The organism is Aeromicrobium sp. PE09-221 (assembly GCF_002174305.1).
Classification (GTDB): domain Bacteria; phylum Actinomycetota; class Actinomycetes; order Propionibacteriales; family Nocardioidaceae; genus Aeromicrobium.
This window is the reverse complement of sequence record NZ_MIJB01000009.1, coordinates 154,110-180,666: the sequence shown is the minus strand read 5'-3', so window position 1 is coordinate 180,666 and position 26,557 is coordinate 154,110. Positions and strand designations below refer to the sequence as shown.

The following is a 26,557-nucleotide window of genomic DNA, read 5'->3' as shown; positions in this document are numbered from 1 at the left end:
CAGTGACCCCCTGAACCGAGATGTGCTCGGTTCAGGTCAGAAGAGGGCGGTGGCGAGGGAGCGGCGGGCCGTCGCCACTCGGGGGTCGGTGACGCCGACGACCGTGAACAGCTCGAGAAGTCGCTGACGGATCCTCTCGCGATCGTCGCCGCTGGTGCGGCGGACCAGATCGATGAGACGCTCGAAGGCATCATCGACGTGCCCGCCGGAGACATCCAGATCCGCCACCAGCAGCTGAGCCTCGATGTCCTCGGGACGGTCCGCCGCGGCCTGGCGCGCGGCCTGCAGATCCACCCCCTGGGTACGCGACATCAGCTTGATGCCGGCGAGGCGCTCGCCGATCTCGCTCTCGCCGGGGAACTGCGCCGCGAGCTTCTCGTACTCGGCGATGGCACGGTCGAAGTCACCGGCGGCGAAGGCCTCATCCGCGGCAGCGAAACGCGGATCATCCGCAGGCTCGTCCTCCTCGGTCTCTGCACTCGGCTCACCACCGCTCGGCTGGGCGCGACCCGTGAGCCCGTGCTGTGCCGCGAGTCGGACCAGCTCGTCGAAATAGCGATCCACCTCGGCGGCCTCGACCGTGCCCTGGAAGAGCGGGACGGGCTGACCCTTCACGAGGCCCACCACGAAGGGCACGCCCTGCGCGCCGAGGGCCTGAGCGACGCCCGGGCTGGCGTCGATATCGACGCGCGCGACCTGGATCGCCCCCTGATGGCGCGTCGTCGCGGACGCGAGGACCTCATTGAACTCCTGGCTCTGCGGAGACCGCGGCGACCATAGGCTCAGCACGACGAGATGCTGCATCGAGGACTCGACGACCGCCTGGAAGTTCTGCTCGGTGGCATCGATGACATAGACACCACCGGATCCTGACCCCGCTCCCCCGCCAGGGGGGCTCGACGGAGCCGAGTTCGACAGAGCGGAGAGATCGAAGGCACCGGGGCGCGAGAACGTCATGGATCCATTGTAGGAACCACCTCACCGGGCCGCCTGCGGTGACCTGCGCACCTCTCGGCTAGTGGAAGGCGGTGGGATTGCGAGGACCCCGCAACCCCGAACGCTGCACGACCCGCTGGATCGTCAGGTCCCGGCCGTCGGGATCGGAGATGTAGCGGATCTTGCGCAACCCTTGCGAGCGGGCCGCGGACTCGAAGACGAAGTGGCCGTAACCGAGCATGCGCCCGATCACCGGCTTCTCGACCGTGATGTCGAGGATGCGCGTGATGGGCATCGTGGCGATCTTGACGGTGAAGACGCCCGAGGCGCGGAAGACCCGCATATTGGTGACGACGAAGATGTCGCGATACTCGCGAGCGGCGACATATCCCGCCCACCCGGCGGCGCCGAGCGCGAGAAGGAGGAAGAACCACCCGGCCCCGACCGGGACGACCGCGACGGCGACGTAGATCAGGAAGATCGCGAAGAGCCCACCGATCGAGGGCAGGACGTACACCACCCGGTGCTTGCGCACGAGATCGATGATGTGCTCGCCCTCATCCTCGAGGAGATGGTGCTCGACCTCCTGCTCGAGCATCCGCAGCAGCCAGGCGAACACCGTACCGTCACGACCCGAAGAGCGAGTCGATGAAGATGCCGACCTGGGCGAAGGCACCCAGGGTCGCGTCCCAGGCATCGCCGACAGCACGGGCAGCACCTTCAGGGGCCGTGAGCAGGTAATACAGCACGAACCCAGCGATGGCGAGGACGACGAGCTTCTTCAGCACGGTTCCGTTGTACCGGAGTCGGCATCGCGATCGGTGAAGGCGCGCCCGAGGGTGCCGCCCTGCCCGTCGGGTGTGGCCGCCAACAGCTCGTCGGCGGCGGTGAACGGGTCGGTCCGGCCGGTGAGCACGTCCTCGGCCAACGCATCGAGGCGGTCGTGCCGACCGAGCTCGAAGCGGCGGCTGACCTCGGCGAGGGCGATCTGCTCCACCTCTCGGCGCAGGCGGGCCCGTCGACGATGCTCCAGACGACCGGAGGCGCGCTGCTGCGCGTGGTGCTCGTCGAGGGCCGTCACCAGATCGTCGATCCCCTCGCCCGTCGTCGCCACCGTCAGCACGATCGGTGGCGTCCAGGCATCGTCCGTGCGCTGGGTCATCGAGAGCATCGTGCGCAGCTCGCGACGCGTGGTCGTCGCGCCGTCGCGGTCCGCCTTGTTGACGCAGAAGACATCGCCGATCTCCAGGATGCCCGCCTTGGCGGCCTGGATGCCATCGCCCATGCCGGGGGCGAGCAGCACGACGGCGGTGTCGGCGAGCCCGGCGATCTCGACCTCCGACTGTCCGACGCCTACGGTCTCGACGAGCACGACATCGCAGCCCGCGGCGTCCAGCACGCGGATCGCGTGCGGCGCCGCCCACGAGAGCCCGCCGAGGTGTCCGCGGCTCGCCATCGAGCGGACGTAGACACCCCGGTCCGTGGCGTGTTCCTCCATCCGGATCCGGTCGCCCAGCAGGGCTCCCCCCGTGAACGGGGAGCTCGGGTCGACCGCCAGGACCCCCACGGTCCGGCCCTGGCGACGCATCGCGGTCACCAGCGCCGAGGTGGTAGTCGACTTGCCGACGCCCGGGGCGCCCGTCAACCCGATCACCTGCGCTCGCCCGGTGTGCCCGGCGAGTGCCGCGCTCACCTCGCGCAGCGCCGGCGACTCCGCCTCGACGAGGGAGATCAGACGTGCGACCGACCTGGCCTCACCGGCGCGAGCGCGGGAGACCAGGTCGGCGACGTCATGACGTGGAGGCAGGGCCGCTCAGCCCTGCGGGACGCGGACGATGAGCGCATCGCCCTGGCCGCCGCCACCGCACAGCGCGGCGGCACCCACGCCACCGCCACGGCGCTTGAGCTCATGGACGAGGTGCAGGACCACGCGCGCGCCGCTCATGCCGATCGGGTGACCGAGGGCGATGGCACCGCCGTTGACGTTGACGATGTCCTCGCTGATGCCGAGCTTCTTGGTGGAGGCCACGCCGACGGCCGCGAAGGCCTCGTTGATCTCGACGAGGTCGAGATCGGCAGCCGTCAGTCCCTCCTTCGAGAGCGCCTTCTCGATGGCATTGGCGGGCTGCTCCTGCAGGGTCGAGTCCGGGCCGGCCACATTGCCGTGGGCGCCGATCTCGGCGATCCACTCGACCCCCAGCTCCTCGGCCTTGGCCTTGCTCATGACCACCACGGCACACGCCCCGTCGGAGATCTGGCTCGCGGTGCCCGCGGTGATCGTGCCCTCCTTGGAGAAGGCCGGTCGCAGCTTGCCGAGGGACTCGACGGTCGTGTCACCGCGCACGCCCTCGTCGGCCGAGACGACGATCGGGTCGCCCTTGCGCTGTGGGATCTCGACCGGGACGATCTCGTCGTCGAAGGCGCTGTTCTTCTGCGCGGTGGCCGCCAACTGATGCGAGCGTGCGCCGAAGGCGTCCTGCTCCTCGCGGGTGAGACGGTCGACCTCGCCGTTGCGCTGCTCGGTGAGGGAGCCCATAGCCTGGTCGGTCAACGCATCCCAGAGGCCGTCGTACTCCATATGATCGAGCATCGTCGCCGCACCGTACTTATAGCCCTCCCGCGAGCCCTTGAGCAGATGCGGCGCCTGAGTCATCGACTCCTGGCCGCCGGCGACGACGATGTCGTACTCACCCGCGCGCACCAGCTGATCGGCCAGGGCGATGGCGTTGAGTCCCGAGAGGCAGACCTTGTTGATGGTGATGGCCGGGACGTCGAGCGGGATGCCGCCCTTGAACGCGGCCTGGCGAGCGGGGACCTGCCCGGCTCCGGCGCCGAGCACCTGGCCCATGATCACGTAGTCGACCTGATCACCGGCGATACCGGCCTTCTCCAGGGCACCCTTGATGGCGATGCCGCCGAGATCGGATCCGGACAGCGTCTTGAGGCCGCCGAGAAGTCGTCCGATCGGGGTCCGAGCCCCGGCGACGATGACGGACTGGGTCATGGCACAGCTCCTTCGCGTGACGTTGCGATCACATTACTGCAGAGTCAACTTATGATGGCCGCGTGTGGCGGGGTTCACAGGGTCACATGATCGGGATGTGGACCGGCTCCTCGCCGAAACGGATACGCCGGCCGGTGATGGCATCAGCGTCGATGGCCACGACGTTGTACTTGAAGGTCGGCACCTGGGGGTGGAGGCGGTCGACGCCGAGACGCTCCTTCTCGTTCTCGGACTCGACCCTCCTGGCCCGTCCCTGCACGACCACGCTCACGGCACCATCCTCCTCCACCTCGTCGGCCTCGAAGGCAACGTGGCCGTCGAGCAGGAGGGCCATCAGCTTGGTGCCCTCGGCCGTGCGGAACAGGATCGTCCGATCGGTCACGATGAAGTTGACACAGAAGATGTCCGGTCGGCCGAGTGACGTCACAGCCAGCCGGCCGAGCGAACACGAGGCCAGGAACTCCCAGGCCTCCTCCGGAGTCAGATCGGTGATGGGCGCTTCGTTCATGGCTCCATTGTCCTCCACCCGAGGGGTCAGCGATGTGGTCTGCATTACGCTGCGTCCATGTCCAGCGAATCCCTTGTTCCCGGTCACCTGCTCACCGCCATCGATCACGTCGGCATCGCCGTCGCCGATCTCGACGAGGCCATCGAGTTCTATGCGCGCGTCTTCGGCCTGGAGTCCATCCACGAGGAGGTGAACGAGGAGCAGGGCGTCCGTGAGGCGATGCTCGCCGTCGGCGATTCCGGCTCGTGCATCCAGCTGCTCGCGCCGCTCAGCGACTCCTCGACGATCGCGAAGTTCCTCGATCGCAACGGCCCCGGCATCCAGCAACTCGCTTACCGCGTGAGCGATATCGATGCCGTCTCGGCGACGCTCCGCGAACGCGGCGTCCGCCTGTTGTACGACACCCCCAAGCGCGGCACCTCCGACAGCCGCGTCAACTTCGTGCACCCGAAGGACGCCGGTGGTGTACTGGTCGAGCTCGTCGAACCCGCTACCGGCGGCCACTGAGGCGAGACCTGCGTCACACGACGAGAACATAGCCTGAGAAGTTGCTCGTCGGTAACATCCTGGCAACACCCCGACCTCCGGAGGACACCCCGTGCAGAACATTCTCGACGCCATCATGGCGGGCGACACGACCAGCGACGAGTTCGCGACGATCGAGCTTCCCGAGTCCTACCGCGCGATCACCGTGCACAAGGACGAGGAGAACATGTTCGAGGGCATCGCGACGAAGGAGAAGGACCCGCGCAAGAGCCTTCACCTCGACGATGTCGCGCTGCCCGAGCTCGCGCCCGGTGAGGCCCTGGTCGCCGTGATGGCCAGCGCGATCAACTACAACACGGTCTGGACCTCGATCTTCGAGCCGGTCTCGACGTTCCGCTTCCTCGAGCGTTACGGCAAGCTCTCGGAGTACACCAAGCGCCACGACCTGCCGTACCACATCGTCGGCTCCGATCTGGCCGGCGTGGTGCTCCGCACAGGTCCGGGTGTCAACGCATGGAAGCCAGGTGCGGAGGTCGTCGCCCACTGCCTGTCGGTCGAGCTGGAGAGTCCTGATGGCCACGATGACACGATGATGGACCCCGAACAGCGCATCTGGGGCTTCGAGACCAATTTCGGCGGCCTGGCCGAGCTGGCGATCGTCAAGTCGAACCAGCTCATGCCCAAGCCCGATCACCTCTCCTGGGAAGAGGCCGCGAGCCCGGGCCTGGTGAACTCCACCGCCTACCGCCAGCTGGTCAGCCACAACGGCGCCAATATGAAACAGGGCGATGTCGTGCTGATCTGGGGCGCTTCGGGCGGTCTCGGCTCCTATGCGACGCAGATGGCGCTCAATGGCGGCGCGATCCCGGTGTGCGTGGTCTCCAGCCAGGAGAAGGCCGAGATCGTGCGGTCGCTCGGCGCGGAGCTGGTCATCGACCGCTCGGCCGAGGGCTACAAGTTCTGGAAGGACGAGAGCACGCAGGACCCGAGCGAGTGGCGGCGCTTCGGCAAGAAGATCCGCGAGCTCACCGGCGGCGAGGATCCCGATATCGTCTTCGAGCACCCCGGGCGTGAGACCTTCGGCGCCTCGGTCTACGTGGCACGTAAGGGCGGCACGATCATCACGTGCGCGTCGACCTCGGGCTACATGCACGAGTACGACAACCGCTTCCTGTGGATGAACCTCAAGCAGATCAAGAGCTCGCATTTCGCCAACTACCGTGAGGCCTTCGAGGCCAACCGACTGATCGACAAGGGCCTCATCCACCCGACGGTGTCCAAGGTCTACCCCATCGAGGAGACCGGCCAGGCGGCCCTCGACGTGCATCACAACAAGCACCAGGGCAAGGTCGGCGTGCTGACGCTCGCCCCGGAGGAGGGTCTCGGCATCCGCAACACCGAGAAGCGCGCCAAGCACCTCGATGCGATCAACCGTTTCCGCGGCATCTGATCGACACCCCGCCACGAGGCCCGGTCCCGCCAGGGGCCGGGCCTCGTGGCCTCTCAGAACCGCACTCCCCTCGTCCGAGCCGAATTCGCTCAACGACTCAGAGACCGCAGAATTGCGCCGCTCGGTGGTCCCGCCTGCGGCGAGACCACCGGATCAGACCTGACGCCGCCAGCAGTGGGTGTGCCAGTGCCGGCGCTCGTCCAGGGCATCGGCGGCGAGCAACGGCTTGACCTCCGGCCAGACGACGACATGCGGCGTGGCCGGACGGATCGATTGGAGACAGCCTGGGCACGTGTAGGTCTTAGTCGAGGACGATCCGGTGAGCGAGCGCACCCACCAGTCGCCGTCACGTTTACTCTCCAAGCGCTCGACGCCTGGGCGAGCTCCCGGAGGACCGACGTGACGCTGCGCGCGGGCGGCAGCGGCTTTGCGTCGGGACATGACCCCATCGTACGAGTCCATGAGGAACGAAGGGCGGTAGCCGATCAACCTCTCACCCGCCCGACGAGGTTGACCGGCTACCGCCGTGTCGTACATAGGGTTGATCGCCTACCACCACCGCGAGGGGTTAGCTCTCAGTAGGTGTGGAAGCCCGCCTTGGTCTTGCGCCCGAGCTTGCCGTCCGCCACGACCTTCTCCAGCATCGGAGCAGGCTGCCAGCCCTCGTGGCCGAAGGCGCCGACGAGGGTCTGCTGGATGGCCAGCGACACGTCGTTGCCGACGACATCGAGCAGCTCGAACGGTCCCATCGGCAGCCCGGTGGCCTTCATCGCGTCATCGATCTCCGCGAGCGAGAGACCCTCGGCCTCGTGCAGGCGGATGGCGTCATTGAGGTAGGGGAAGAGCAGGGCGTTGACGATGAAACCGGCGCGGTCACCGCAGGAGACGGGATGCTTGCCCACGGCGAGGCACAGGGCCCGCACCGTCTCGTCGACATCGGCGGCGGTCTCATCGGTCGTGACGACCTCCACGAGCTTCATCACCGGGGCGGGATTGAAGAAGTGCATGCCGATGACGTCCGCGGGCCGCGAGGTGGCAGAGGCGCACTGGGCGATCGGGAGCGATGACGTCGTCGTAGCGAGGATCGCTCCTGGCTTGCAGATGCGATCGAGATCGCGGAAGAGCTCGAGCTTGATGTCCAGGTCCTCGGCGATGGCCTCGACCACGATGTCGGCAGCACCCAGCGCCTCACGCTCGGTCGAGCCGGTCAGCCGGCCCAGCACATCGGATTTGCCGTCCTCATCGATCTTGCCACGGCTGATCGCCTTGTCGAGGTTCTTGGTGATCCGTGCCAGGACACTGTCCACCTTGTCCTGTCCGCGGCCCACGTAGACGACGTCGTAACCAGACTTGGCGAACACCTCGACGATGCCGGAGGCCATGGTGCCGGTGCCGACGACGCCGACGGTCGAGATCGGCCGCGCGAAGGACGGTGCTGCGGAAGGATCGGCATCCGGGTCCGCCGAGAACGAGCCGTCGCCCGCGGCGTGCCGGGTCAACACATCGGCCGGCTCGTGCAGAGGGTCGCCCGTGCGACCGTGCTGCTCCCTCAGCCCCGCCACGAGGGTCTCGGCACCGAGGGCGTCGATCAGGGTGAGCGGCCCGACGGGGTAACCGCAGCCGAAGATCATCCCGGCGTCGATATCGGCGGCCGTGGCGTAGCCGCTACCGAACATCGTGGCGGCATGATTCAGATAGGGATAGAGCAGCGTCCGGGCAATGCGCCCGCCCTGATCGTCGGCCACGATGCGGTCCACGATGTCCTGCATGCTTTAGTCTCCTTAGGCGGTTTGTGCACGAGTCGGTTACCGACTGGTAGCAAACAGTAGCCCACACCACACCCGACTGAGAGGGAGACTCCACGTTGAGGGTCGTCATCGCCCGCTGCCAGGTCGACTACGCCGGCCGACTGACCGCGCATCTGCCCATGGCCACCCGCGTCATCATGGTCAAGGCCGATGGCTCGGTCCTCGTCCACTCTGACGGCGGTTCCTATAAGCCGCTGAACTGGATGAGCCCTCCCTGCACGCTGCGCGAAGAGGTCGCCGAGGACGGCGTCACCGAGTGGACGGTCTCGGCGGCCAAGTCCGATGACACCTTGAGGATCCGGATCGAGGAGATCTTCCACGACACCTCGCATGATCTCGGCATCGACCCGGGGCTCCGCAAGGACGGCGTGGAGAAGCACCTGCAGGAACTGCTGGCTGAGCACACGACGACCCTCGGCGAGGGCATGTCGTTGGTGCGTCGCGAGTACATGACCGCCATCGGCCCGGTCGACCTGTTGTGCCGCGACGCCGCCGGCGCCGCGGTCGCTGTCGAGATCAAGCGGCGCGGCGAGATCGACGGTGTAGAGCAGCTGACCCGATATCTGGAGCTCATGAACCGCGATCCGCAGTTGCGTCCGGTGCGTGGCGTCTTCGCGGCCCAGGAGATCAAGCCCCAGGCACGGGTGCTCGCCGAGGACCGCGGCATCCGCTGTGTCGTGGTGGACTACGACGAGTTGCGCGGCATCGACGACCCGAGCTTGCGCCTGTTCTGACCCTCCCCTCGGGCGGTGACCCCCGCACCTCTCACTTCGCAGAGCGGTGACCTACGCACCTCTCACCGGCCTCGAGGGGTGCGCCACCCACCGCCCGAGGGAACGAGAGGTGCGTAGGTCACCGCCCCGGGCCGGGAGAGGGTCAGGCGCCGGCGACGGGCGGCGCCATCGGATCGGATTCCGGTCCGGAGTCCTCGCGGGCGACCCAGTCCTCGATGCGCTCAAGGTCGTCCTTCGAGCGGGTCACGACGGCCAATAGATCGCTCATCGTGGCGACCTCCTCGACCTGCTCCTTGATGAACCACTGCATGAACTGGTCCGAGGCGAAGTCCGATGCCTCCCGCGCCACCCGGGTGAGCTCGTTGATCTGGGCCGTGACGCGCTTCTCCTGGGCCAGCGCGAGCTCCACCGGGGACACGACATCGTCGAAGTCCATCCGGGGTGCGTCGAGCGCCGGGATGACGACCTGCTCGTCCGCATCGAGCAGGTACTGCACCATCATCATCGCGTGATCGCGCTCCTCGAGCGCCTGCGCATAGAAGAGCGCCGCCATCTGCGGCATCGTCAGGGCGTCGTAGTACGTCGCGATCGCCACATACTGCTGATGCGCCGCGAACTCGTGTCCGATCTGCTCCTGGAGCTTCTCGACGAAGGCGGGTGCTGCCATGGGGCGTTACTCCTCTCGTGAGGTGAGGTCAGGCTCACCTGCCGCTGGTACCGTTCACCTCGTGCCCAAGCCTCCGAAACGCAAGTGCTGCGAGAGCACGCCGCGGTGCAAGCGGTGCCCGCTGCGCATGCTCAAGGAGGGCACGCTTCCCGCAGAGTACACCGTCAAGAAGCGTCGGCTGGTGATGGCGGACGGGTCGCCCTTGCCCAAGAAGGACAAGAAGAAGAACAAGGGCAAGAAGAAAAGGAAGAAGGCGGCCGCGGAGAAGAAGTCCGCGATGAAGACGACCGCCCTCGCCGGCTGAGCCCCGCACCGCGCTTCCGGCGGACGCGGGATCACTCACCGCCCGCGACGGATCAGTCCAGGCCGTTGGCTTTGCGGATCTCCGCGACCACGCGGCCCATGATGTCCGTCATGCCGAAGTCCTTGGGCGTGAAGACCGCGGCGATACCGGCGGCCTCGAGCTTGCGCCCGTCCGAGTCGGGGATGATGCCGCCCACGATGATCGGCACATTGTCCAGCCCCGCCTCGGACAGTCCACGCTGCACGTCCGGTACCAGCTCCATGTGGGATCCGGAGAGGATGGACAGGCCCACGACATCGACATCCTCGGCCACAGCGGCGGAGACGATCTGATCGGGGGTCAACCGAATGCCCTGGTAGATGACCTCGAAGCCGGCATCACGCGCCCGCACCGCCACCTGCTCGGCACCATTGGAGTGCCCGTCGAGGCCGGGCTTGCCGACCAGGAAGCGCAACCGGCGCCCGCCGAGCTCCTCGCCCGTGCGGCGCACCTCCTCACGGACGGCCGTGAGCTCGGCTCCGGCCTCGGTGACCCCGACGACGCCGCCGACCCCAGTGGGCGCCCGGTACTCGCCGAAGACCTCACGCAGCGACCCGGCCCACTCCCCGACGGTGGCCCCGGCGCGCACGGCGGCGAGCGTGGCCTCCATCAGGTTCTCGTCGGTCTTGGCGACGGCCTGGACGCGTGCGAGCGCCTCGTCCACCGCCGCCTGGTCGCGCTGGTCACGCCACTGCTGCACGTCGGCGATGGCATTGGCCTCGGCCTGCGGATCGGCGAGCATGATCGCGGCGTCGAGGTCCTCGGTCAGCGGGGACGGCTCGGTCTCCGTATAGCAGTTGACGCCGACCACCTTGAGCTCGCCACTCTCGATCTTGGCGCGCCGTTCCGCGTGCGAGGACACGAGGGCCTGCTTCATATAACCGGACTCGACCGCCGCGACGGCCCCGCCCATCGCCTGGACGCGGTCGATCTCGGCCTTGGCCCCCTCGGCGAGCTCGTTCACCTTGGCCTCGATGACATGCGAGCCATCGAAGATGTCCTCGTATTCGAGCAGATCGGACTCGAAGGCCAGGACCTGCTGCAGTCTCAGCGACCACTGCTGGTCCCAGGGTCGCGGCAGCCCCAGGGCCTCATTCCACGCGGGCAGCTGGACGGCCCGCGCACGGGCACGCTTGCTCAGCGTCACCCCGAGCATCTCCAGGACGATGCGCTGGACATTGTTCTCGGGCTGGGCCTCGGTGAGACCGAGCGAGTTCACCTGCACGCCGTAGCGGAAACGGCGCATCTTCTCATCGGTCACGCCGTAGCGCTCGCGCGCGATCTCCTCCCACAGCTGCGTGAAGGCCCGCATCTTGCACATCTCCTCGATGAAGCGCACACCGGCGTTCACGAAGAAGGAGATGCGCCCGACGACCTTCTCGAACTTGTCCTCGGGCACCTGACCGGAGTCCTTGACCGCGTCGAGCACGGCGATGGCCGTGGACAACGAGAAAGCCAGCTCCTGCACCGGCGTCGCTCCCGCCTCCTGCAGGTGATAGCTGGAGATATTGAGCGGGTTCCACTTCGGGATGTTGTTGACCGTGTACGCGATCATGTCGGTGGTCAACCGCATCGACGCCTCCGGCGGGAACACATAGGTCCCCCGCGAGAGATACTCCTTGATGATGTCGTTCTGCGTGGTGCCTGCGAGTGCCGCCGCGTCCACGCCCTGCTCCTCGGCCGCGACCTGGTACATCGCCAGGAGCCACATCGCCGTGGCGTTGATCGTCATCGACGTGTTCATCTCGTCGAGCGGGATGTCCTGGAAGAGCCGGCGCATGGCACCCACGTGCGGGATCGGCACGCCCACCTTGCCGACCTCGCCACGCGACAGCACATGATCGGGGTCGTATCCGGTCTGCGTCGGCAGGTCGAAGGCGACCGAGAGACCGGTCTGCCCCTTCGCGAGGTTGCGGCGGTACAGCGCGTTCGACTCCGCGGCGGAGCTGTGACCGGCATAGGTGCGCATCACCCAAGGCTTGTCAGGCATGGCCACACGTTACCGCCAGGTAAAGCGCTCCGTCACGCACGGTCGCGTGATGCAGGTCACCCCGCTTAGGGGCGTGGCGCGAGCAGGTCGCGGCGGATGACGTGCTTGGTGAGCTTCCCCGACGGGTTACGCGGGAGTTCGGGAACACGGACCACCTCGCGCGGGAGCTTGTAGCGGGCAAGCTTGTCGCCGAGGTACTCCCGCACGTCGTCCACCGCGACATCCTCACCATCGGCACTGACGTAGACCGCGACGACGATCTCGCCCCACTCGGGCTCCGGTCGACCGACGACGGCGACATCGGCCAGCCGCGGATGCCCGCGCAGCGCCTCCTCGACCTCCTGCGAGTGAACGTTCTCGCCACCGACGATGATGATGTCCTTCAGTCGGTCGACGATGAACAGATAGCCGTCCTCATCCACCCGGGCGACATCGCCGGTGCGGAACCACGGACCAACGAATACGGCATCCGTGGCCTCGGGGTTCTCGTGATAGCCGAGCATCCGGGTATCGGCACGCAGCCAGATCTCCCCCGTGCCACCGGGGCCCACCTCCCGGCCGTCCAGATCGACGATCCGCAGGTCGACGCCGGGATGCCCTCCCCTGCCGATCGATCCGGCCTTGGCGATCTGCTCCTCGGGGTAGAGCGCAGTACCGACCGGGCCCATCTCACTCATGCCGTAAACCTGGAAGAAGCGATCCGTCCCATAGGCCTCGACAAGCGAGGTGGCGACCTCTCGCCCGAGGGGCGCACCGCCGTAGAGCCACTTGTCGACGCTCGACAGATCGAAGGTCGCCAGGTCGATCGTGCCGGCCCGCGCGAGCTGCAGCGGCATCGTGTAGGCGATCGGCGCGCCGAAGAAGGCTGTGATCCGGTGTCGCTGGACGTTCTGGAGCATCTCGACGGGATGGTATTCACGCTGCAGCACGACGGTCGCGCCGAGGAACATCATGGTGAGGAACCAGCAGTTCAGGGGTGCGGCGTGCCAGATCGGCATGGCCAGCAGGAATCGCTCCCGGGACGTGAAGCCGAGGGTCGTCGCGAGCAGAGGTGACGCGCTGCTGATAGTGCGATGCGTGTGCACGCAGGCCTTCGGGGCGCTCGTGGTGCCCGAGGTGAAGAGCAGCTGGGCCGGACTGTCCAGATCATCATCGACGGGCGCCGCGATCGGCTCGCAGGAGCGCGAGAGGCCGTCGAAGTCCTCCATCCCGTCCGCCGGCATCTCAGTCGATAACCAGCTGACTCCCGGGGCGGCCTCGCTCGCCGTGTTCGCCAGCTCACCGGTCACGATGCCGAGAACAGCTCCGCTGTGCTCGGCCGCGTGGCGGACCTCTGGCACGGCGAGCTTGTGATTGACCGGGACGAGGACCGCTCCCGCGAACCATGTCGCGAAGGCAGCCACGGCGAAGCCGGGGGTGTTGTAGGACATGACGGCCACCCGATCGCCGGGCCTCACTCCGCGCTCGACCAATGCGGTGGCCCCGCGGCGCGACCTTTCGAGCAGTTCCGCGTAGGTGAGGATCTCGTCGCCGTAGACGATCGCCTCCGTGCCGGGGGTGGAACGGGCGACGCGTTCGAGGACCGCTGTCAGGTGCATGGGGCTTCTCCAAGTCCGAGGGGTGACGGTAGTATTGAATCATCCTTCAATCCTTCAGTAGGGAGCCGGGCATGCCGTACCGCGAGACGGACGCCACTCGTCGACGCGCCGAGGAACGCCGTACCTCCCTGCTCATGGCGGCACGTGCCCTGGTCGCCCGTCACGGATTCGCGGGGGCGAAGGTCTCGGCCATCGCCGACACCGCCGGGACGAGCACGGGCCTCGTCTACTCCTATTTCGACAATCGCGATGAGCTGCTCGCCACCGTCTTCCGCGAGTCCGCCTCACAGGAGCTGGACACGACGCGGCAGGCCACGGCGGCCGCCGGCCCGGATGTGACCGGTCGGCTGGATGCCTTCATCCGCACCTTCGCCGGGCGGGCGCTCCGCGGCCGCCGACTGGCCTGGGCGCTGCTCTTCGAGCCGGTGTCCCCGCTCGTGGAGGCCGAGCGACTCGTCTACCGGCGCGCCTATATCGACATCGCTGAGCACCTCGTCCGCGACGGCATCGACACCGGGGCCTTCGCGGCCCAGCATCCCGGGGTGAGCGGCGCGGCCACGATCGGCGCCATCAGCGAATCGCTCATCGGCCGTCTCAATCCGCTCGGCCACGACAGTCTCGACGGCCTACCCGACGAGACGATCATCGACGACATCGTCCGCTATTGCCATCGCGCGCTCGGCGCGCCCGCCATCGAACCGAAGGAGACACCACGATGAGCCGCACCCATGAGGTCCTGAACCAGTCGCCACCCCGCGTGGACGTCAACGAGTACACGAGCAACGTGCCCCTCACCGAGGCCGTGGCCCGGTACGACGCCGATTGGGCGCACGATGCGCTCGTCGAGGCCGGGGGGCTCGTCGGTCGCGCGGACTTCCAGCGCGACGCCGAGCTCGCCAATACGATCACCCCGGTCCACCACAGCCACGACCGGTGGGGGCATCGTGTCGATGAGATCGAGTTCCATCCCGCGTACCACCGCATCTTCGGGGAGGCGATCTCGCGCGGCGCCCACACGTCCTGCTGGACCGAGGACCGCAAGGGCGCGCACGTCGCCCGCGCGGCGATGTTCATGCAGTTCGGGCAGATCGAGTCCGGTCACTCCTGCCCGGTGAGCATGACTCACGCCGTCGTGCCCTCCCTGCGGCTCGCCGAGGCATCCCTTCGCGAGTTCTGGCTGCCCAAGGTCTTCGCCACCTCCTATGACCCCGAGCTGCGCGATCCTGCCACCAAGGCCAGCGCGGTCTTCGGCATGGCCATGACCGAGAAGCAAGGTGGCTCTGACGTGCGCGCCAACACGACGCGAGCCGTGCCATCGGCCGACGGCACCTGGAACATCACCGGGCACAAGTGGTTCTGCTCGGCGCCGCAGTCCGATGCCTTTTTGATGCTCGCGCAGACCGAGTCCGGACTGTCCTGTTTCGTGGTCCCCCGCGTGCTGCCTGGTGGCGAGCTGAACCGGTTCTTCGTCCAGCGGCTCAAGAACAAGCTCGGCAACAAGTCCAATGCATCCTCCGAGATCGAGGTCGACGGTGCCACCGGCTGGCTCGCCGGGGACGAGGGTCGCGGTGTGCGCACCATCATCGAGATGGTCAACCAGACCAGGCTCGACTGCATCTTCGGCTCCGCCTCGGGGATGCGCCAGTCGGTCGCCGAGGCCGCTTGGCATGCCGCGCATCGCCGAGCCTTCGGCTCGATGCTGATCGACCAGCCCGCGATGGAGCAGGTGATCGCCGACCTGCATCTCGAGGCGGAGGCGGCGACCTGGACCGCGATGCGGATGGCTGCCGCCTTCGATGCGAGCGATGAGCAGTCGGCCGCCTTCGCCCGCCTCGGCACGGCGGTCGCGAAGTACTGGATCTGCAAGCGCGGTCCGCACCACGCCTACGAGGCCATGGAGTGCCTCGGCGGCAATGGCTACACGGAGGACTTCCCACTGGCCCGTCGCTACCGTGAACAGCCGGTCATGGCGATCTGGGAGGGGTCGGGCAATGTCATCGCCCTCGACGTGCTGCGCGCTATGGCGCGTGAGCCGCAGGCGGTCGAAGCCTTCGTCGAGGAGGTCGGTCTGGCCCGAGGCCTCTCGGTCGGCTTCGATGCGCATCTGGACCGCATGGGCGCTCTACTGAGTCGCGCTGCTGAGGATCCGGGATCCGCGCCTGCCTTCGCCCGCCGGGTGGTCGAGTCGATGGCGCTCGCGTTGCAAGGGTCGGTGCTCCTGCGCGAGGCTCCGACAACGGTGGCCGATGCCTTCGTCCTCGGGCGTCTCGGTGCCGACCGCTCCTTCGAGTACGGGGGCCTCCCCCAGGGCGTCAACACGACCGCTCTCGTCGCCCGCGCCGGTCTGCCGCACTGACGCAACCCGCCGAGTGTGACGTTTGGACGCTCATATCGTCGATTCCGCCGTCCAAACGTCACACTCAACGGGCGGCGGGCGGGCCTCTAGACTCGGGGCATGGTGAACCTGACGCGCATCTACACCCGTACGGGCGATGACGGCACGACGGCGCTCGTCGACATGAGCCGGACCTCCAAGAACGACACACGCCTGGTCGCCTATGCCGATGTCGACGAGGCGAACAGCCACATCGGCGTCGCCCTGGCCCTCGGCGGAGTGGACGATGCCGTCGGCGCCATCCTCACGCACATTCAGAACGATCTCTTCGATGTCGGCGCCGACCTCGGAGCCCCCGTCGTCGACGATCCGGAGTTCCCGCCCCTGCGCGTCGAGCCCGACTACATCGAACGGCTTGAAGGATGGTGCGACGAGTACAACGCCCTGACCCCCAAGCTCCGCTCGTTCATCCTGCCCGGCGGCACCCCGGTCGCCGCGCAGCTGCACGTCGCCCGCACCGTCGCCCGGCGCGCCGAGCGATCGGCGTGGGCCGCACTCGACGAGCACGGGGACCGCATGAACGTCCTCACCGCGAAGTACCTCAACCGCCTGAGCGATCTGCTATTCATCCTCGCGCGCCACGCCAATCTCAAGCACGGGGATGTGCTCTGGGTGCCCGGAGGCGAACGCGGAGACCAGCAGGCCTGAGCCCGGATGTGATGATGGGGCCGCCCCGAAGGAGCGGCCCCATCATCGACTCGTCATCTCGTACCGGTGATCAGTACCAATCGATCCGGAACGGCGAGAACGAGGTGACAGGCGCCGTCTTGGACGACGTCGTGACCGAGCTCTTGGTGGAGGTGTCGGCGGGAGCAGCATTCGAGGGAGCCGGGATGGCAATCACCATCGCGGCTGCCACGAACGTCGAGGCGATGATCTTCTTCACCTGCTCATCGTGACACAAAGCGATCCCCGGCGGAACCTTTTACAGCACATTGTTGACGCCCTGGCCCGGCGGGGACGATTCGAGCCAAGCCAGCAGACCGGTGAGCGAGGACGGACTCAGCGCCAGCTGACGGACCGGCGTCGGGCTCTTGGCCCCGACGATGACGTGGCTGTCGTGCAGCGCATAGGCCTCGGCACCCTGGGGCGCGCGCCGGCCCTCGATCAGGACCGCGCCACGCGGGAACCGGTACTTGGGCCGCGGCGAGAGGGAGAATCCACGGAACCACTCGATCTCGGTCGAACCGTACACCGCGATGCCGAGCATCCAGCCGCGCGCCGATGCCTCGGCGTGACGATTGACGCTCATCTCGAAGGCGCCCCCGCGGCGCGTCAGCCAACGGCGACGCACCACGAGGGCGACCAGCAAGAACGCCGAGAGGGCGACGAGCAGGGCCAGGGAGTCGACCAGCCACAACCACAGCGGCACGATCTACTCCCCCGCCAACTCAGGCTGCCTTGCCCAGCAGGCGCAGCTTCACCTCGGCACGATGGCGTGCCTCGTCGTCGTTATTCGCCTCGGCCTCGGAGAGTTCATGACGGACCTCCGCCTCGTCGATCTCCTCCAGCAGCCAGGTGTCCTCGCTGAGGATCGACACGTGGTTGTCGGCCACCGAGAGGAAGCCGTCGCCCACCGCTGCCTGGACGATCGCGCCGTCGACCGGCTTGATCATCACGACGCCAGGGACGAGCAGCGAGAGCAACGGCGCGTGGTCCACGAGCACGCCGAGGTCACCCTCGGAGGTACGGGCGATGACCTCAGAGGCCTCACCGGACCAGACCACGCGATCGGCCGCGACGAGCTCGATCTGCAGCGCGCCCGCCATCAGGAGTTCTTCTGGATCTCGGCCCACTTCTGGTCGACGTCGTCCAGACCGCCGCACATGAAGAAGGCCTGCTCGGCCACGTGGTCGTAGTCGCCGTCACAGATCTTCGTGAACGCCTCGATCGTCTCCGACAGTGGAACGGTCGAGCCCTCGATGCCGGTGAACTGCTTGGCCACGTAGGTGTTCTGGCTCAGGAAGCGCTGGATCCGACGCGCGCGCGAGACGATCGTCTTGTCCTCTTCGCTGAGCTCGTCGACGCCGAGGATCGCGATGATGTCCTGCAGCTCCTTGTTGCGCTGGAGGATCGACTTGACCCGCGTGGCGGTGTTGTAGTGATCCGCGCTGATGTAGCGGGGATCCAGGATCCGCGATGTGGAGGTCAGTGGGTCGACCGCCGGGTAGATGCCCATCGACGCGATCTCACGATTGAGCTCGGTCGTGGCGTCCAGGTGAGCGAAGGTCGTCGCCGGAGCCGGGTCGGTGTAGTCATCGGCCGGCACGTAGATCGCCTGCATCGAGGTGATCGAGTGACCACGCGTCGAGGTGATCCGCTCCTGCAGCACACCCATCTCGTCGGCGAGCGTCGGCTGGTACCCGACCGCTGAGGGCATGCGGCCCAGCAGAGTGGAGACCTCCTGGCCGGCCTGGGTGAAGCGGAAGATGTTGTCGATGAACAACAGCACGTCCTGCTTCTGCACATCGCGGAAGTACTCAGCCATGGTCAGCGCCGACAACGCCACCCGCAGACGGGCTCCCGGCGGCTCGTCCATCTGACCGAAGACGAGGGCCGTCTGTCCGAGGACGCCGGCCTCCTCCATCTCGACGATGAGGTCATTGCCCTCACGGGTGCGCTCACCGACTCCGGCGAACACCGACACACCGCCGTGGTCGCGGGCGACACGGGCGATCATCTCCTGGATCAGCACGGTCTTGCCGACACCGGCACCACCGAACAGGCCGATCTTGCCACCCTGCACGTACGGGGTGAGCAGGTCGATGACCTTGATGCCCGTCTCGAACATCGTGGTCTTGGACTCGAGCTGATCGAAGGCCGGGGCCTTGCGGTGGATGCCCCACCGCTCCTCGGGCTCGAAGGTCTCGCCCTCCTCGAGGTTCATGACCTGGCCGGTGGTGTTGAACACCTTGCCAAGGGTCACATCGCCGACGGGCACCGAGATCGGGCCACCCGTGTTGGTGACCGTGCTGCCGCGTACGACACCATCGGTGGGGCGCAGGCTGATCGCGCGGACCAGTCCATCACCGATGTGCTGCGCGACCTCGAGGGTCAGGGTCTCCTGAGCACCCTCGATCTGCGTGTCGACGGTCAGGGCATTGTAGATCTCGGGCATCGCATCGGACGGGAACTCGATGTCGAGCACCGGACCGGTCACCCGGGCCACGCGGCCCGTGGCGGTCTTCTTCTCTTCGACGGTGGCAGTCATGTCTCTCACTCACTCCCAGCGGCGTCGGCCAGCGCATTAGCGCCACCCACGACCTCGCTGATCTCCTGGGTAATGCCAGCCTGGCGGGCCTGGTTGGCAATGCGGGTGTACTTGTCGATGAGGTCCTCGGCGTTATCCGTCGCGGACTTCATGGCCTTCTGACGGGCGGCGAGCTCGGACGCCGCCGCCTGCAGCAGGCAGTAGTAAATGCGGCTGTGCACGTACTTTGGCAGCAACGCGTCCAGCACCTCGTGCGTGCTGGGCTCGAACTCGTACAGCGGCAGCAGCTCGCCCTCGTCGGGGGGCTCGGTGCCCTCGACGACCTCCAGCGGGAGCAGGCGGATCGTCGTGGGCTCCTGCGTGAGCATCGAGCGGAAGCGCGTGAACACGATGTGCAGCTCGTCGACCGCCCGGGCCGGGTCGATCGCCTCTTCGGCCGACTCATCGACATTGAAGGCCTCGACCAGCGTGTTGCCGATCTCCCGTGCCTCCTCATAGGAGGGCTTGTCGGAGAAACCGGTCCACGAGCGGACGAAGTCGCGCTGCCGGAACGTGAAGTACGCCTCGGCCTTGCGACCGGCGAGGTAGAAGTCGACCTTCTTGCCCTCGCCGCGCAGCTTCTCGGTGAGCCGCTCGGCCTCCTTGAGCACATTTGAGGAGTATGCGCCGGCCAAGCCGCGGTCGCTGGAGATGACCAGCACGGCCGCCTTGGTGGGACTCTCCTTCTCCGTGGTCAACGGATGATCGACATCGGAGAAGGTGGCCACCGCGGAGACCGCTCGGGTCAGCTCGCGGGCGTACGGGGCCGCCGCCGCCGCGTACTGCTGCGCCTTGATGATGCGCGAGGCGGCGATCAGCTCCATGGCACGCGTGATCTTCTTCAGCGACTGCGTCGACCTGATCTTCGCGCGATATTCGCGGAGCGATACGGCCATGCTCAGCCTCGCTTCTGCTTGACGATCTGCTCCTGCTCGACGTCCTCGTCCTCGAGCGCCTCGAACTCTTCGCGACCGGCCTTGATCGACTGACCTTCGCTGGTCTCAAACTGGTCGAGGAATGAGTCGTATGCGGACTCCAGCGCCGAGGCGTTGTCGTCCTCGAAGCGTCCGCTCTCACGGATCGCATCGAGGATGCCGTTGTGGGAGCGCTTGACATAGTCGAGGAACTCGCTCTCGAAGCGACGGACATCGCCCACCGGGACCGGATCGAGCTTGCCGTTCTGGATCGCCCAGAGCGAGACCACCTGCTGCTCCATCGGATACGGAGCGTACTGGCCCTGCTTGAAAACCTCCATGATCCGCTGACCGCGCGCGAGCTGCGCCTTGGAGGCGGCATCGAGGTCAGAGGCGAACATCGCGAAGGCCTCCATCGCGCGGTACTGCGCGAGCTCGACCTTGAGCGAGCCGGTCACGGCCTTCATCGCCTTGGTCATCGCCGAACCGCCGACACGCGACACCGAGATGCCGACATCGACCGCGGGACGCTGATCGGCATTGAACAGATCCGACTGGAGGAAGATCTGGCCGTCGGTGATCGAGATGACATTCGTCGGGATGTACGCCGAGACGTCATTGGCCTTGGTCTCGATGATGGGCAGGCCCGTCATCGAGCCGGCGCCGAGATCGTCGCTCAGCTTGGCGCAACGCTCCAGCAGGCGGCTGTGGAGGTAGAACACATCGCCGGGGTACGCCTCGCGGCCCGGCGGGCGGCGCAGCAGCAGCGAGACGGCGCGGTAGGCCTCGGCCTGCTTCGACAGGTCGTCGAAGACGATGAGGACGTGCTTGCCCTCGTACATCCAGTGCTGGCCGATAGCCGATCCGGTGTAGGGGGCCAGATACTTGAAGCCGGCCGAATCCGAGGCGGGAGCCGCCACGATCGTGGTGTACTCCAGGGCGCCGGACTCCTCCAGCGCACCGCGCACCGAGGCGATCGTCGAACCCTTCTGGCCGATGCCCACGTAGATGCAGCGAACCTGCTTCTCCGGGTCACCGGTCTCCCAGAACTGCTTCTGGTTGATGATGGTGTCGATCGCGATGGCGGTCTTGCCGGTCTGCCGGTCGCCGATGATGAGCTGGCGCTGTCCGCGACCGATCGGCGTGAGCGAGTCGATCGCCTTCATGCCGGTCATCAGCGGCTCGTGGACGCTCTTGCGCTGCATGACCGTGGGGGCCTGCAGCTCCAGCGCGCGGCGACCGACCGTGTCGATCTCGCCGAGGCCGTCGATGGGTTTGCCGAGCGGGTCGACGACGCGACCGAGGTAGCCGTCGCCGACCGGCACGGAGAGCACCTCGCCCGTGCGGCGGACCTTCTGGCCCTCCTCGATGCCGGCGAAGTCACCGAGGATGACGACACCGATCTCGCGTACGTCCAGGTTCAGCGCGAGGCCGAGCGTGCCGTCCTCGAACTCCAGGAGCTCATTGGCCATCGCCGAGGGAAGCCCCTCGACGTGGGCGATGCCGTCGGAGGCATCGGAGACGATGCCGACCTCCTCGGCCTTGTCCGCGGTCGGCTTGTAGTCCGACACGAACTTCTGCAACGCGTCGCGGATCTCGTCCGGACGGATCGAGAGTTCCGTCATGTGTGGTGCCTGCCTTCTTGAGGTAGAGAGATCGGGGTTAGCCAGCGAGGGCCCGGCGGGCGGACTCGAGGCGGGTGGACATCGTGGCGTCGACGACTTCATCGCCCACCGTGACCGCGATGCCGCCGACGACGGCGGGATCGACGATCACATTGAGCTGGACCGCGGTGCCGTACTTGCGCTCCAGCACCGACGCCAGTCGCTCGCGCTCGGCGTCTTCGAGGTCGTAGGCGACCCGCACGGTGGCCGCCAGGCGTCCACGCCGCTGGGCGACGAGGACGTTGAAACCCTCGAGCACCTTCTCGAAGGAGCCGGTCCGCGCCACGGTGGCCTGCTGGAGCACCGCCAGAGCGGTGGGGACGACCTTGCCGCCCAGCACATCGGCCAGAAGCTGCTTCCTGGCCGCCACCGGAGCCGACTTGTCGCTCACCGCACGACGGAGTTCGACATCGCCCAGCACGACCTGTCCGGCCTCGAAGAGGTCGGTCTCGAAGCGCTGACCCTCGCCAGCGTCCTGAGCCGAGCGCACGTAGGCGGCGATACCTGCCTGCTCGAGCCCATCGGCGAGGTCACGCCCGGCGGCCCACCGGCCACCCACTGCCGTCCGCAGCACGGCGACGGTGTCGGCTGAGAAGGTCCCACCGAAGACCGATGCCGCCAGATCCTGCTTGGCGTCGGTATCCGTCGAGGGATCCGTCAGCACACGACGCAACGCGGGGTTGGCGTCGAGGACATCGACCGCCGCCAGCAGCTGGGTGCCGAGCTCGGCGACGTCGCCCTGGGCCGCGTCGACCGCATCCAGGACCTCGTCACGGGACTTCGCTGATGTGCCGCGCATCAGTTGGCAGATCCCTCGAGCTCGTCGATGAAACGAGCTACGGTGCGCTTCTGCCGCTCGTCATCGGCGAGCGACTCACCGACGATCCGCTCCGCGAGCTCGGTCGCCAGCGCACCGACCTCGCCCTTGAGCTGAGCGAGGACCTGCGAGCGCTCCGCCTCGATCTGCGCGTGGGCCGTCGAGGTGATGCGCTCCGCCTCGGCCTGAGCCTGGCTGCGCATCTCCGCGACGATCTGAGCGCCCTGTTCCTTGGCCTCCTCGCGGATGGCCGCGGCTTCGTGACGGGCGTCCGCCAACTGCGCCGTGTATTGCTCGAGCGCGGCCTTGGCCTCGGCCTGGGCCTGCTCGGCGTCGGCGATGCCGCCCTCGATCGCGGCCGTCCGGTCGGCGTACGCCTTCTCGAAGCGCGGAACCACGAACTTGGCGATCGCAGCGACGAGCAGAAGGAAGACGACCGCGCCCAGAACGATCTCGCTGAGGTGCGGGATCAGCGGATTGGGTTCACCGCTGGCCGCCATAAGCGATTCGGACATGATGCTCCTTGGGTCTCGTACACCAGTTCAGAGGCCGGCGATCAAATGACGAATGCGAGCGCGATGCCGATGATGGCGAGCGCCTCGGCCAGGGCGAAGCCCAGGATCGCGATCGGCTGCAGACGCGACTGCGACTCGGGCTGACGGGCGACGCCGTTGATGTACGCGGCGAAGATCAGACCCACGGCGATGGCCGGGCCGATGGTCGCCAGGCCGTAGCCAATCATGTTAAGGGAGCCCACGGGCTTTTCCTTTCGTCGTGACGCACCAAGCGTCTCTTCTGGACCGATGCGGTCCGTTGTTCTCGGTCGTATTCAGTTGTGCCGCCCCGGGATGGCCCGTGGCGAAGTCAGATGAGCTCAGTGCTCGTCGGCGAGAGATTCGCCCAGGTACGTGGCGGCGAGCAGTGTGAAGACATAGGCCTGGAGGAACATGATCAGCAGCTCCAGGACCGTGACGGCCCCGAACATGACGATGGAGAGGACGCCGGCTACACCGTTGATGAGGCTCTGTGACTCGAAGAGCAGGTATTCCGCGCCGAAGGCGAAGAGCATGAGCAGCAGGTGGCCGGCGAACATATTGGCGAACAGACGCAGCGACAGGGTCGCCGGACGCACCAGGATATTGGAGAGGAACTCCAGCGGGATGATGATGATGAGCACCGGGCCCTTGACTCCGCTGGGGATCGTGACGTGCTTGAGATAGCCGCCGAAACCGTGCTTGCCGATGCCGACACCGATGTAGAGGATCCAGACCAGCAGCGCGAGGGCGAGCGGGAAGCCGAAGTGCGACATCGGCGGATACTGGATGAACGGGATCAGGCCGAAGTAGTTGTTGACCGCGATGAAGAGGAAGAGGCTGAAGAGAAACGGCACGAACTTCAAGAACTGTTCCGAGCCGATCGCGTCACGGGCGATGCCGTTGCGGACGAAGCCGTAGACGGCCTCACCCGCATATTGCAAGCGCCCGGGCACAACGGCGGCCGGGCGCGCAGCGAAATAGCTGAAGGTGAAGACGAGTACCGCCGCGAGCACCACGAGCATCATGGGCTTCGTGACCTCGGCGAAGACCGGCGGCAAATGGAAGTCGGCTGGGCCGGGCGGCTGGAATCCATTGCCTCCGGCAGTGCTGATCACGGTCGCGATCGTCAAGTCGTCATTCCTTCATGTGGCGCGGTCGGGTGCTGAACCGCCTGGGCGTGCGTCACGATGCAGTGCTCGGGAAATCCGTCACTTGCTTGGACCTAAGTTATCAGGGCCCTTGTCCTCTTCGTCAGGCAGGTCGAACATCGGAATCCGGGCGCGGGTGGCGTCGAGGGTACTCACGGCGATCCAGACGAGCGTCACGATGATGACGGTGCCCGCGACCGCCTCACGATGCAAGGGACCGGAGGGTTCGGCGAAGCGGTCCACGACCACGAAGAAGGCCAGCAGCGCCACCACTTTGGTGAAGTAGAAGAGCATGGCCGTCGCCAGCGACGCGTGGGGCAGGACCGCGACGATCGGGCCGAGGAAGGCCTTCGTCGAGCCGAAGAAGACGATCACGAGGATCCCCCCGACCGCGGCACTGCCGATCCCGGCCGCTCCGTACTCGGCGGCTGCGACCGCGGCGCAGAGGACGATCGCGGTGAACGCGGCGGCCCCGGTGAAACGCCGTGGCTGCCTCACTTCCATACCCGCTCCTCGATCCGTGGCAGCAGGAGCATCGCCGCGGCTGTCAGCGCCGCGAGCACCCCGAAGACCACCACGAGCTGCCAGCCGCTGAACAGGCTGACGATGACCACGCCGAAGGCGACGAGCGCGGCGGAGGCGTACATCAGCAGGACGGCGCGCCGATGTGAGTGGCCGATCTCCAGCAGTCGGTGATGCAGATGCATCTTGTCCGGGGCCCAGGGGGACTGGCCAGCCCGCGTACGCCGGACGACTGCGAGCACCATGTCCAGGAAGGGGATGAGCAGGATCGCGAAAGGGAGGATGATCGGCAGGTAGGCGGCCAGGAAGCTCGCATCCGCTCCGCCGATGCCCTCGGAGATGCTGGTGGCGGGGAACTGGCCGGTGAGGCTGATCGCCGAGCAGGCGAGCACGAAGCCGATCAGCATCGAACCGGAGTCGCCGATGAACATCTTGGCCGGAAAGAAGTTGTGCGGGAGGATGCCGATACAGGCGCCGGCCAGGCCGGCGGTCAACAGGGCCGACGACATCGCGCGGGACTCCCCGTTCTCGACCGCCAGCACGAAGGCGTACAGGAAGAAGGCGATCGCGCCGATGCCGACGATCCCGGCGGCCAGGCCGTCGAGGCCATCCACGAAGTTGACGGCATTGACGGTCGCGACGATGACGAAGACGGTCAGGATCATCGCCTGGATCTGATCGAGGCCGAAGTAGGTGCCCGGAAGCGGCAGGTAGATGAACTGGACACCCATCGCCACCACTACGACTCCGGCGAAGACCTGTCCGGCCAGCTTGCTCAACGCGTCGAGCTCGAATACATCGTCGATGATCCCGACCGCGCAGATGATCGCCCCGCCGATCAGCACGGCACGCGCGTCCTCGAAGACGGTCGTCCCCGCGCGGGAGAGGAACGGCAGCTGTGTGGCGACCACGAACGCCGCGATGAGTCCGAGCAGCATCGCCGGCCCGCCGAAGTAGGGCATCGGCACCGCGTGCACGTCGCGATCGCGCACCTTGGCGACGGCCCCGAGCGAGTGCGCCGACTGACGCGCCACCGAGGCGAGCAGATAGGTGACCGCGAGGGCGATGCCGAAGACGACGAGGTACTCGCGCACTAGGGAACGTCCTGCGCGGGCTCGATGGTGTTGTTGAAGGCGTGGAGGGACTCCAGCGCCACGGCCCCCTGGCGCAGCACGCGCGGGGTCGCGCCGGTGGCGTCGAGGATCGTGGAGGGCACCGCATCGGCGGTCGGTCCGCCGTCGAGGTAGACCGCCACGCTGTCGCCCAGCATCTCCTCGGCTACCCCGACCGTGGTGGCGGGGGGCTCCCCCGTGCGATTCGCGCTGCTCACCGCGAGCGGACCCGTGACGTCGAGTAACCGCCGTGTCCGCTCGTCCGCGGGGACACGCACAGCGACGGTGCCGTGGGTCTCGCCAAGATCCCAGGTGAGCGAGGGCTGAGCCTGGAGGACGACAGTCAGGGCCCCGGGCCAGATCTGGCCAAGCAGGCGGCGCAGCCATCCCGGCACATCGGCGACGAGCGCGTCAAGCGTCTCGGGGCGGCCGATCAGGACCGGCGGAGGCTGACTGCGCGTACGTCCCTTGGCATCGAGCAGACGACGGACCGCGGTGGGTGAGAAGGCGTCCGCGCCCACGCCGTACACCGTGTCGGTCGGCACCACGATCAGCTGCCCGGCTCGAACGGCCTGACTGGCCGCGGCGATGCCGGCTTCGAGGTCCGTGGTGAGGTCGTGCGTCGTCACGTCCGCCAGCGTAGCCGCCGGGTCTTGTCCGTCCGTCGTGCCCTCT

Annotated in this window: 31 protein-coding genes; 7 read left to right on the top strand and 24 right to left on the bottom strand. The window is 67.1% G+C overall.

The genetic code is table 11. The features are described from left to right. Positions 1-36: 36 nt before the first annotated feature. The 6 genes from BHE97_RS05430 to BHE97_RS05410 form a co-directional block, all read right to left on the bottom strand. Positions 37-957 carry a tetratricopeptide repeat protein gene (locus tag BHE97_RS05430; RefSeq protein WP_087622995.1) on the bottom strand — a complete coding sequence of 307 codons (921 nt, stop codon included), beginning with the start codon at positions 955-957 and terminating at the stop codon, positions 37-39. Between the two features lie 58 nt (positions 958-1,015). After that, a complete protein-coding gene (locus BHE97_RS05425) occupies positions 1,016-1,555 on the bottom strand; it encodes a PH domain-containing protein (protein ID WP_236757536.1) in 540 nt (179 codons plus the stop codon). Positions 1,556-1,562: 7 nt separating this feature from the next. Then, positions 1,563-1,724 (bottom strand): hypothetical protein, encoded by a 162-nt coding sequence (locus BHE97_RS20060; protein WP_170931283.1) that lies wholly within the window; start codon positions 1,722-1,724, stop codon positions 1,563-1,565. Then, positions 1,718-2,743 carry a methylmalonyl Co-A mutase-associated GTPase MeaB gene (meaB, locus tag BHE97_RS05420; protein ID WP_087622994.1) on the bottom strand — a complete coding sequence of 342 codons (1,026 nt, stop codon included), beginning with the start codon at positions 2,741-2,743 and terminating at the stop codon, positions 1,718-1,720. The genes BHE97_RS20060 and meaB overlap by 7 nt, the downstream gene beginning before the upstream one ends. Before the next feature lie 6 nt (positions 2,744-2,749). Next, positions 2,750-3,940: an acetyl-CoA C-acetyltransferase gene (locus BHE97_RS05415; protein ID WP_087622993.1), complete on the bottom strand. Its 1,191-nt coding sequence runs from the start codon at positions 3,938-3,940 to the stop codon at positions 2,750-2,752. An 82-nt stretch (positions 3,941-4,022) separates the two neighbouring features. Beyond that, positions 4,023-4,448 (bottom strand): pyridoxamine 5'-phosphate oxidase family protein, encoded by a 426-nt coding sequence (locus tag BHE97_RS05410; RefSeq protein WP_087623102.1) that lies wholly within the window; start codon positions 4,446-4,448, stop codon positions 4,023-4,025. A 57-nt stretch (positions 4,449-4,505) separates the two neighbouring features. Here BHE97_RS05410 and mce point away from each other — a divergent pair, with 57 nt between their 5' ends. Both mce and ccrA read left to right on the top strand, forming a co-directional pair. Then, positions 4,506-4,955: a methylmalonyl-CoA epimerase gene (gene mce, locus BHE97_RS05405; protein ID WP_087622992.1), complete on the top strand. Its 450-nt coding sequence runs from the start codon at positions 4,506-4,508 to the stop codon at positions 4,953-4,955. Positions 4,956-5,046: 91 nt separating this feature from the next. Beyond that, positions 5,047-6,384 carry a crotonyl-CoA carboxylase/reductase gene (gene ccrA / locus BHE97_RS05400; RefSeq protein ID WP_087622991.1) on the top strand — a complete coding sequence of 446 codons (1,338 nt, stop codon included), beginning with the start codon at positions 5,047-5,049 and terminating at the stop codon, positions 6,382-6,384. A 153-nt stretch (positions 6,385-6,537) separates the two neighbouring features. Here the strand turns inward: ccrA and BHE97_RS20585 are convergent, their stop codons facing one another. Beyond that, on the bottom strand, positions 6,538-6,825 hold the full coding sequence (locus BHE97_RS20585; RefSeq protein ID WP_087623101.1) for a hypothetical protein: 288 nt from the start codon (positions 6,823-6,825) through the stop codon (positions 6,538-6,540). A 134-nt stretch (positions 6,826-6,959) separates the two neighbouring features. Next, on the bottom strand, positions 6,960-8,153 hold the full coding sequence (locus BHE97_RS05390; RefSeq protein WP_087622990.1) for a 3-hydroxyacyl-CoA dehydrogenase family protein: 1,194 nt from the start codon (positions 8,151-8,153) through the stop codon (positions 6,960-6,962). 95 nt (positions 8,154-8,248) lie between these two features. Between BHE97_RS05390 and nucS the strand changes: the two genes are divergently transcribed. Next, the gene (gene nucS, locus BHE97_RS05385; protein WP_087622989.1) at positions 8,249-8,926 is read left to right on the top strand and encodes an endonuclease NucS; all 678 of its coding nucleotides are present in this window, start codon (positions 8,249-8,251) and stop codon (positions 8,924-8,926) included. Positions 8,927-9,068: 142 nt separating this feature from the next. Here the strand turns inward: nucS and BHE97_RS05380 are convergent, their stop codons facing one another. Further along, positions 9,069-9,593 (bottom strand): ferritin, encoded by a 525-nt coding sequence (locus tag BHE97_RS05380; protein WP_087622988.1) that lies wholly within the window; start codon positions 9,591-9,593, stop codon positions 9,069-9,071. 61 nt (positions 9,594-9,654) lie between these two features. Here BHE97_RS05380 and BHE97_RS05375 point away from each other — a divergent pair, with 61 nt between their 5' ends. Further along, positions 9,655-9,897: a hypothetical protein gene (locus tag BHE97_RS05375; protein ID WP_087622987.1), complete on the top strand. Its 243-nt coding sequence runs from the start codon at positions 9,655-9,657 to the stop codon at positions 9,895-9,897. A gap of 52 nt (positions 9,898-9,949) precedes the next feature. Here the strand turns inward: BHE97_RS05375 and BHE97_RS05370 are convergent, their stop codons facing one another. Beyond that, positions 9,950-11,926 carry a protein meaA gene (locus BHE97_RS05370; RefSeq protein ID WP_087622986.1) on the bottom strand — a complete coding sequence of 659 codons (1,977 nt, stop codon included), beginning with the start codon at positions 11,924-11,926 and terminating at the stop codon, positions 9,950-9,952. Positions 11,927-11,991: 65 nt separating this feature from the next. Beyond that, on the bottom strand, positions 11,992-13,524 hold the full coding sequence (locus BHE97_RS05365; protein ID WP_087622985.1) for an AMP-binding protein: 1,533 nt from the start codon (positions 13,522-13,524) through the stop codon (positions 11,992-11,994). Between the two features lie 71 nt (positions 13,525-13,595). Here BHE97_RS05365 and BHE97_RS05360 point away from each other — a divergent pair, with 71 nt between their 5' ends. From BHE97_RS05360 to BHE97_RS05350, 3 genes are all read left to right on the top strand, one after another. After that, positions 13,596-14,243: a TetR/AcrR family transcriptional regulator gene (locus BHE97_RS05360; protein ID WP_087622984.1), complete on the top strand. Its 648-nt coding sequence runs from the start codon at positions 13,596-13,598 to the stop codon at positions 14,241-14,243. After that, positions 14,240-15,880, top strand: a complete 1,641-nt coding sequence (locus tag BHE97_RS05355; RefSeq protein ID WP_087622983.1) for an acyl-CoA dehydrogenase family protein — start codon at positions 14,240-14,242, stop codon at positions 15,878-15,880. Before BHE97_RS05360 ends, BHE97_RS05355 begins: the two co-directional genes overlap by 4 nt. Positions 15,881-15,979: 99 nt before the next feature. After that, entirely contained in the window at positions 15,980-16,567 is a 588-nt protein-coding gene (locus BHE97_RS05350) for a cob(I)yrinic acid a,c-diamide adenosyltransferase (protein ID WP_087622982.1), read from the top strand. 70 nt (positions 16,568-16,637) lie between these two features. Here BHE97_RS05350 and BHE97_RS20055 read toward each other — a convergent pair whose 3' ends face one another. The 13 genes from BHE97_RS20055 to BHE97_RS05285 all read right to left on the bottom strand — a co-directional run bounded on the left by BHE97_RS20055 (position 16,638) and on the right by BHE97_RS05285 (position 26,511). After that, on the bottom strand, positions 16,638-16,805 hold the full coding sequence (locus BHE97_RS20055) for a hypothetical protein (RefSeq protein WP_170931282.1): 168 nt from the start codon (positions 16,803-16,805) through the stop codon (positions 16,638-16,640). A 39-nt stretch (positions 16,806-16,844) separates the two neighbouring features. Then, a complete protein-coding gene (locus tag BHE97_RS05340; protein ID WP_170931281.1) occupies positions 16,845-17,291 on the bottom strand; it encodes a DUF2550 domain-containing protein in 447 nt (148 codons plus the stop codon). Between the two features lie 19 nt (positions 17,292-17,310). Further along, positions 17,311-17,688 (bottom strand): F0F1 ATP synthase subunit epsilon, encoded by a 378-nt coding sequence (locus tag BHE97_RS05335; RefSeq protein WP_087622979.1) that lies wholly within the window; start codon positions 17,686-17,688, stop codon positions 17,311-17,313. Continuing rightward, on the bottom strand, positions 17,688-19,130 hold the full coding sequence (gene atpD / locus BHE97_RS05330) for a F0F1 ATP synthase subunit beta (protein WP_087622978.1): 1,443 nt from the start codon (positions 19,128-19,130) through the stop codon (positions 17,688-17,690). The genes BHE97_RS05335 and atpD overlap by 1 nt, the downstream gene beginning before the upstream one ends. Before the next feature lie 5 nt (positions 19,131-19,135). Then, the gene (locus tag BHE97_RS05325) at positions 19,136-20,065 is read right to left on the bottom strand and encodes a F0F1 ATP synthase subunit gamma (RefSeq protein WP_087622977.1); all 930 of its coding nucleotides are present in this window, start codon (positions 20,063-20,065) and stop codon (positions 19,136-19,138) included. Positions 20,066-20,067: 2 nt separating this feature from the next. Further along, a complete protein-coding gene (atpA, locus tag BHE97_RS05320; protein ID WP_087622976.1) occupies positions 20,068-21,708 on the bottom strand; it encodes a F0F1 ATP synthase subunit alpha in 1,641 nt (546 codons plus the stop codon). 37 nt (positions 21,709-21,745) lie between these two features. After that, positions 21,746-22,546 carry a F0F1 ATP synthase subunit delta gene (locus tag BHE97_RS05315; protein WP_087622975.1) on the bottom strand — a complete coding sequence of 267 codons (801 nt, stop codon included), beginning with the start codon at positions 22,544-22,546 and terminating at the stop codon, positions 21,746-21,748. Further along, complete coding sequence (locus BHE97_RS05310) at positions 22,546-23,079, bottom strand: F0F1 ATP synthase subunit B (protein WP_087622974.1); 534 nt, start codon at positions 23,077-23,079, stop codon at positions 22,546-22,548. The genes BHE97_RS05315 and BHE97_RS05310 overlap by 1 nt, the downstream gene beginning before the upstream one ends. A gap of 41 nt (positions 23,080-23,120) precedes the next feature. After that, positions 23,121-23,306, bottom strand: coding sequence for a F0F1 ATP synthase subunit C (locus BHE97_RS05305; RefSeq protein ID WP_087622973.1), 186 nt, complete (start codon positions 23,304-23,306; stop codon positions 23,121-23,123). 132 nt (positions 23,307-23,438) lie between these two features. Then, the gene (atpB, locus tag BHE97_RS05300) at positions 23,439-24,230 is read right to left on the bottom strand and encodes a F0F1 ATP synthase subunit A (protein WP_236757535.1); all 792 of its coding nucleotides are present in this window, start codon (positions 24,228-24,230) and stop codon (positions 23,439-23,441) included. A gap of 78 nt (positions 24,231-24,308) precedes the next feature. Further along, a complete protein-coding gene (locus BHE97_RS05295; RefSeq protein WP_087622972.1) occupies positions 24,309-24,752 on the bottom strand; it encodes a hypothetical protein in 444 nt (147 codons plus the stop codon). Further along, a complete protein-coding gene (locus tag BHE97_RS05290; protein WP_087622971.1) occupies positions 24,743-25,864 on the bottom strand; it encodes an MraY family glycosyltransferase in 1,122 nt (373 codons plus the stop codon). Before BHE97_RS05290 ends, BHE97_RS05295 begins: the two co-directional genes overlap by 10 nt. After that, on the bottom strand, positions 25,864-26,511 hold the full coding sequence (locus BHE97_RS05285) for an L-threonylcarbamoyladenylate synthase (RefSeq protein WP_236757534.1): 648 nt from the start codon (positions 26,509-26,511) through the stop codon (positions 25,864-25,866). The genes BHE97_RS05290 and BHE97_RS05285 overlap by 1 nt, the downstream gene beginning before the upstream one ends. Positions 26,512-26,557 lie beyond the last annotated feature (46 nt).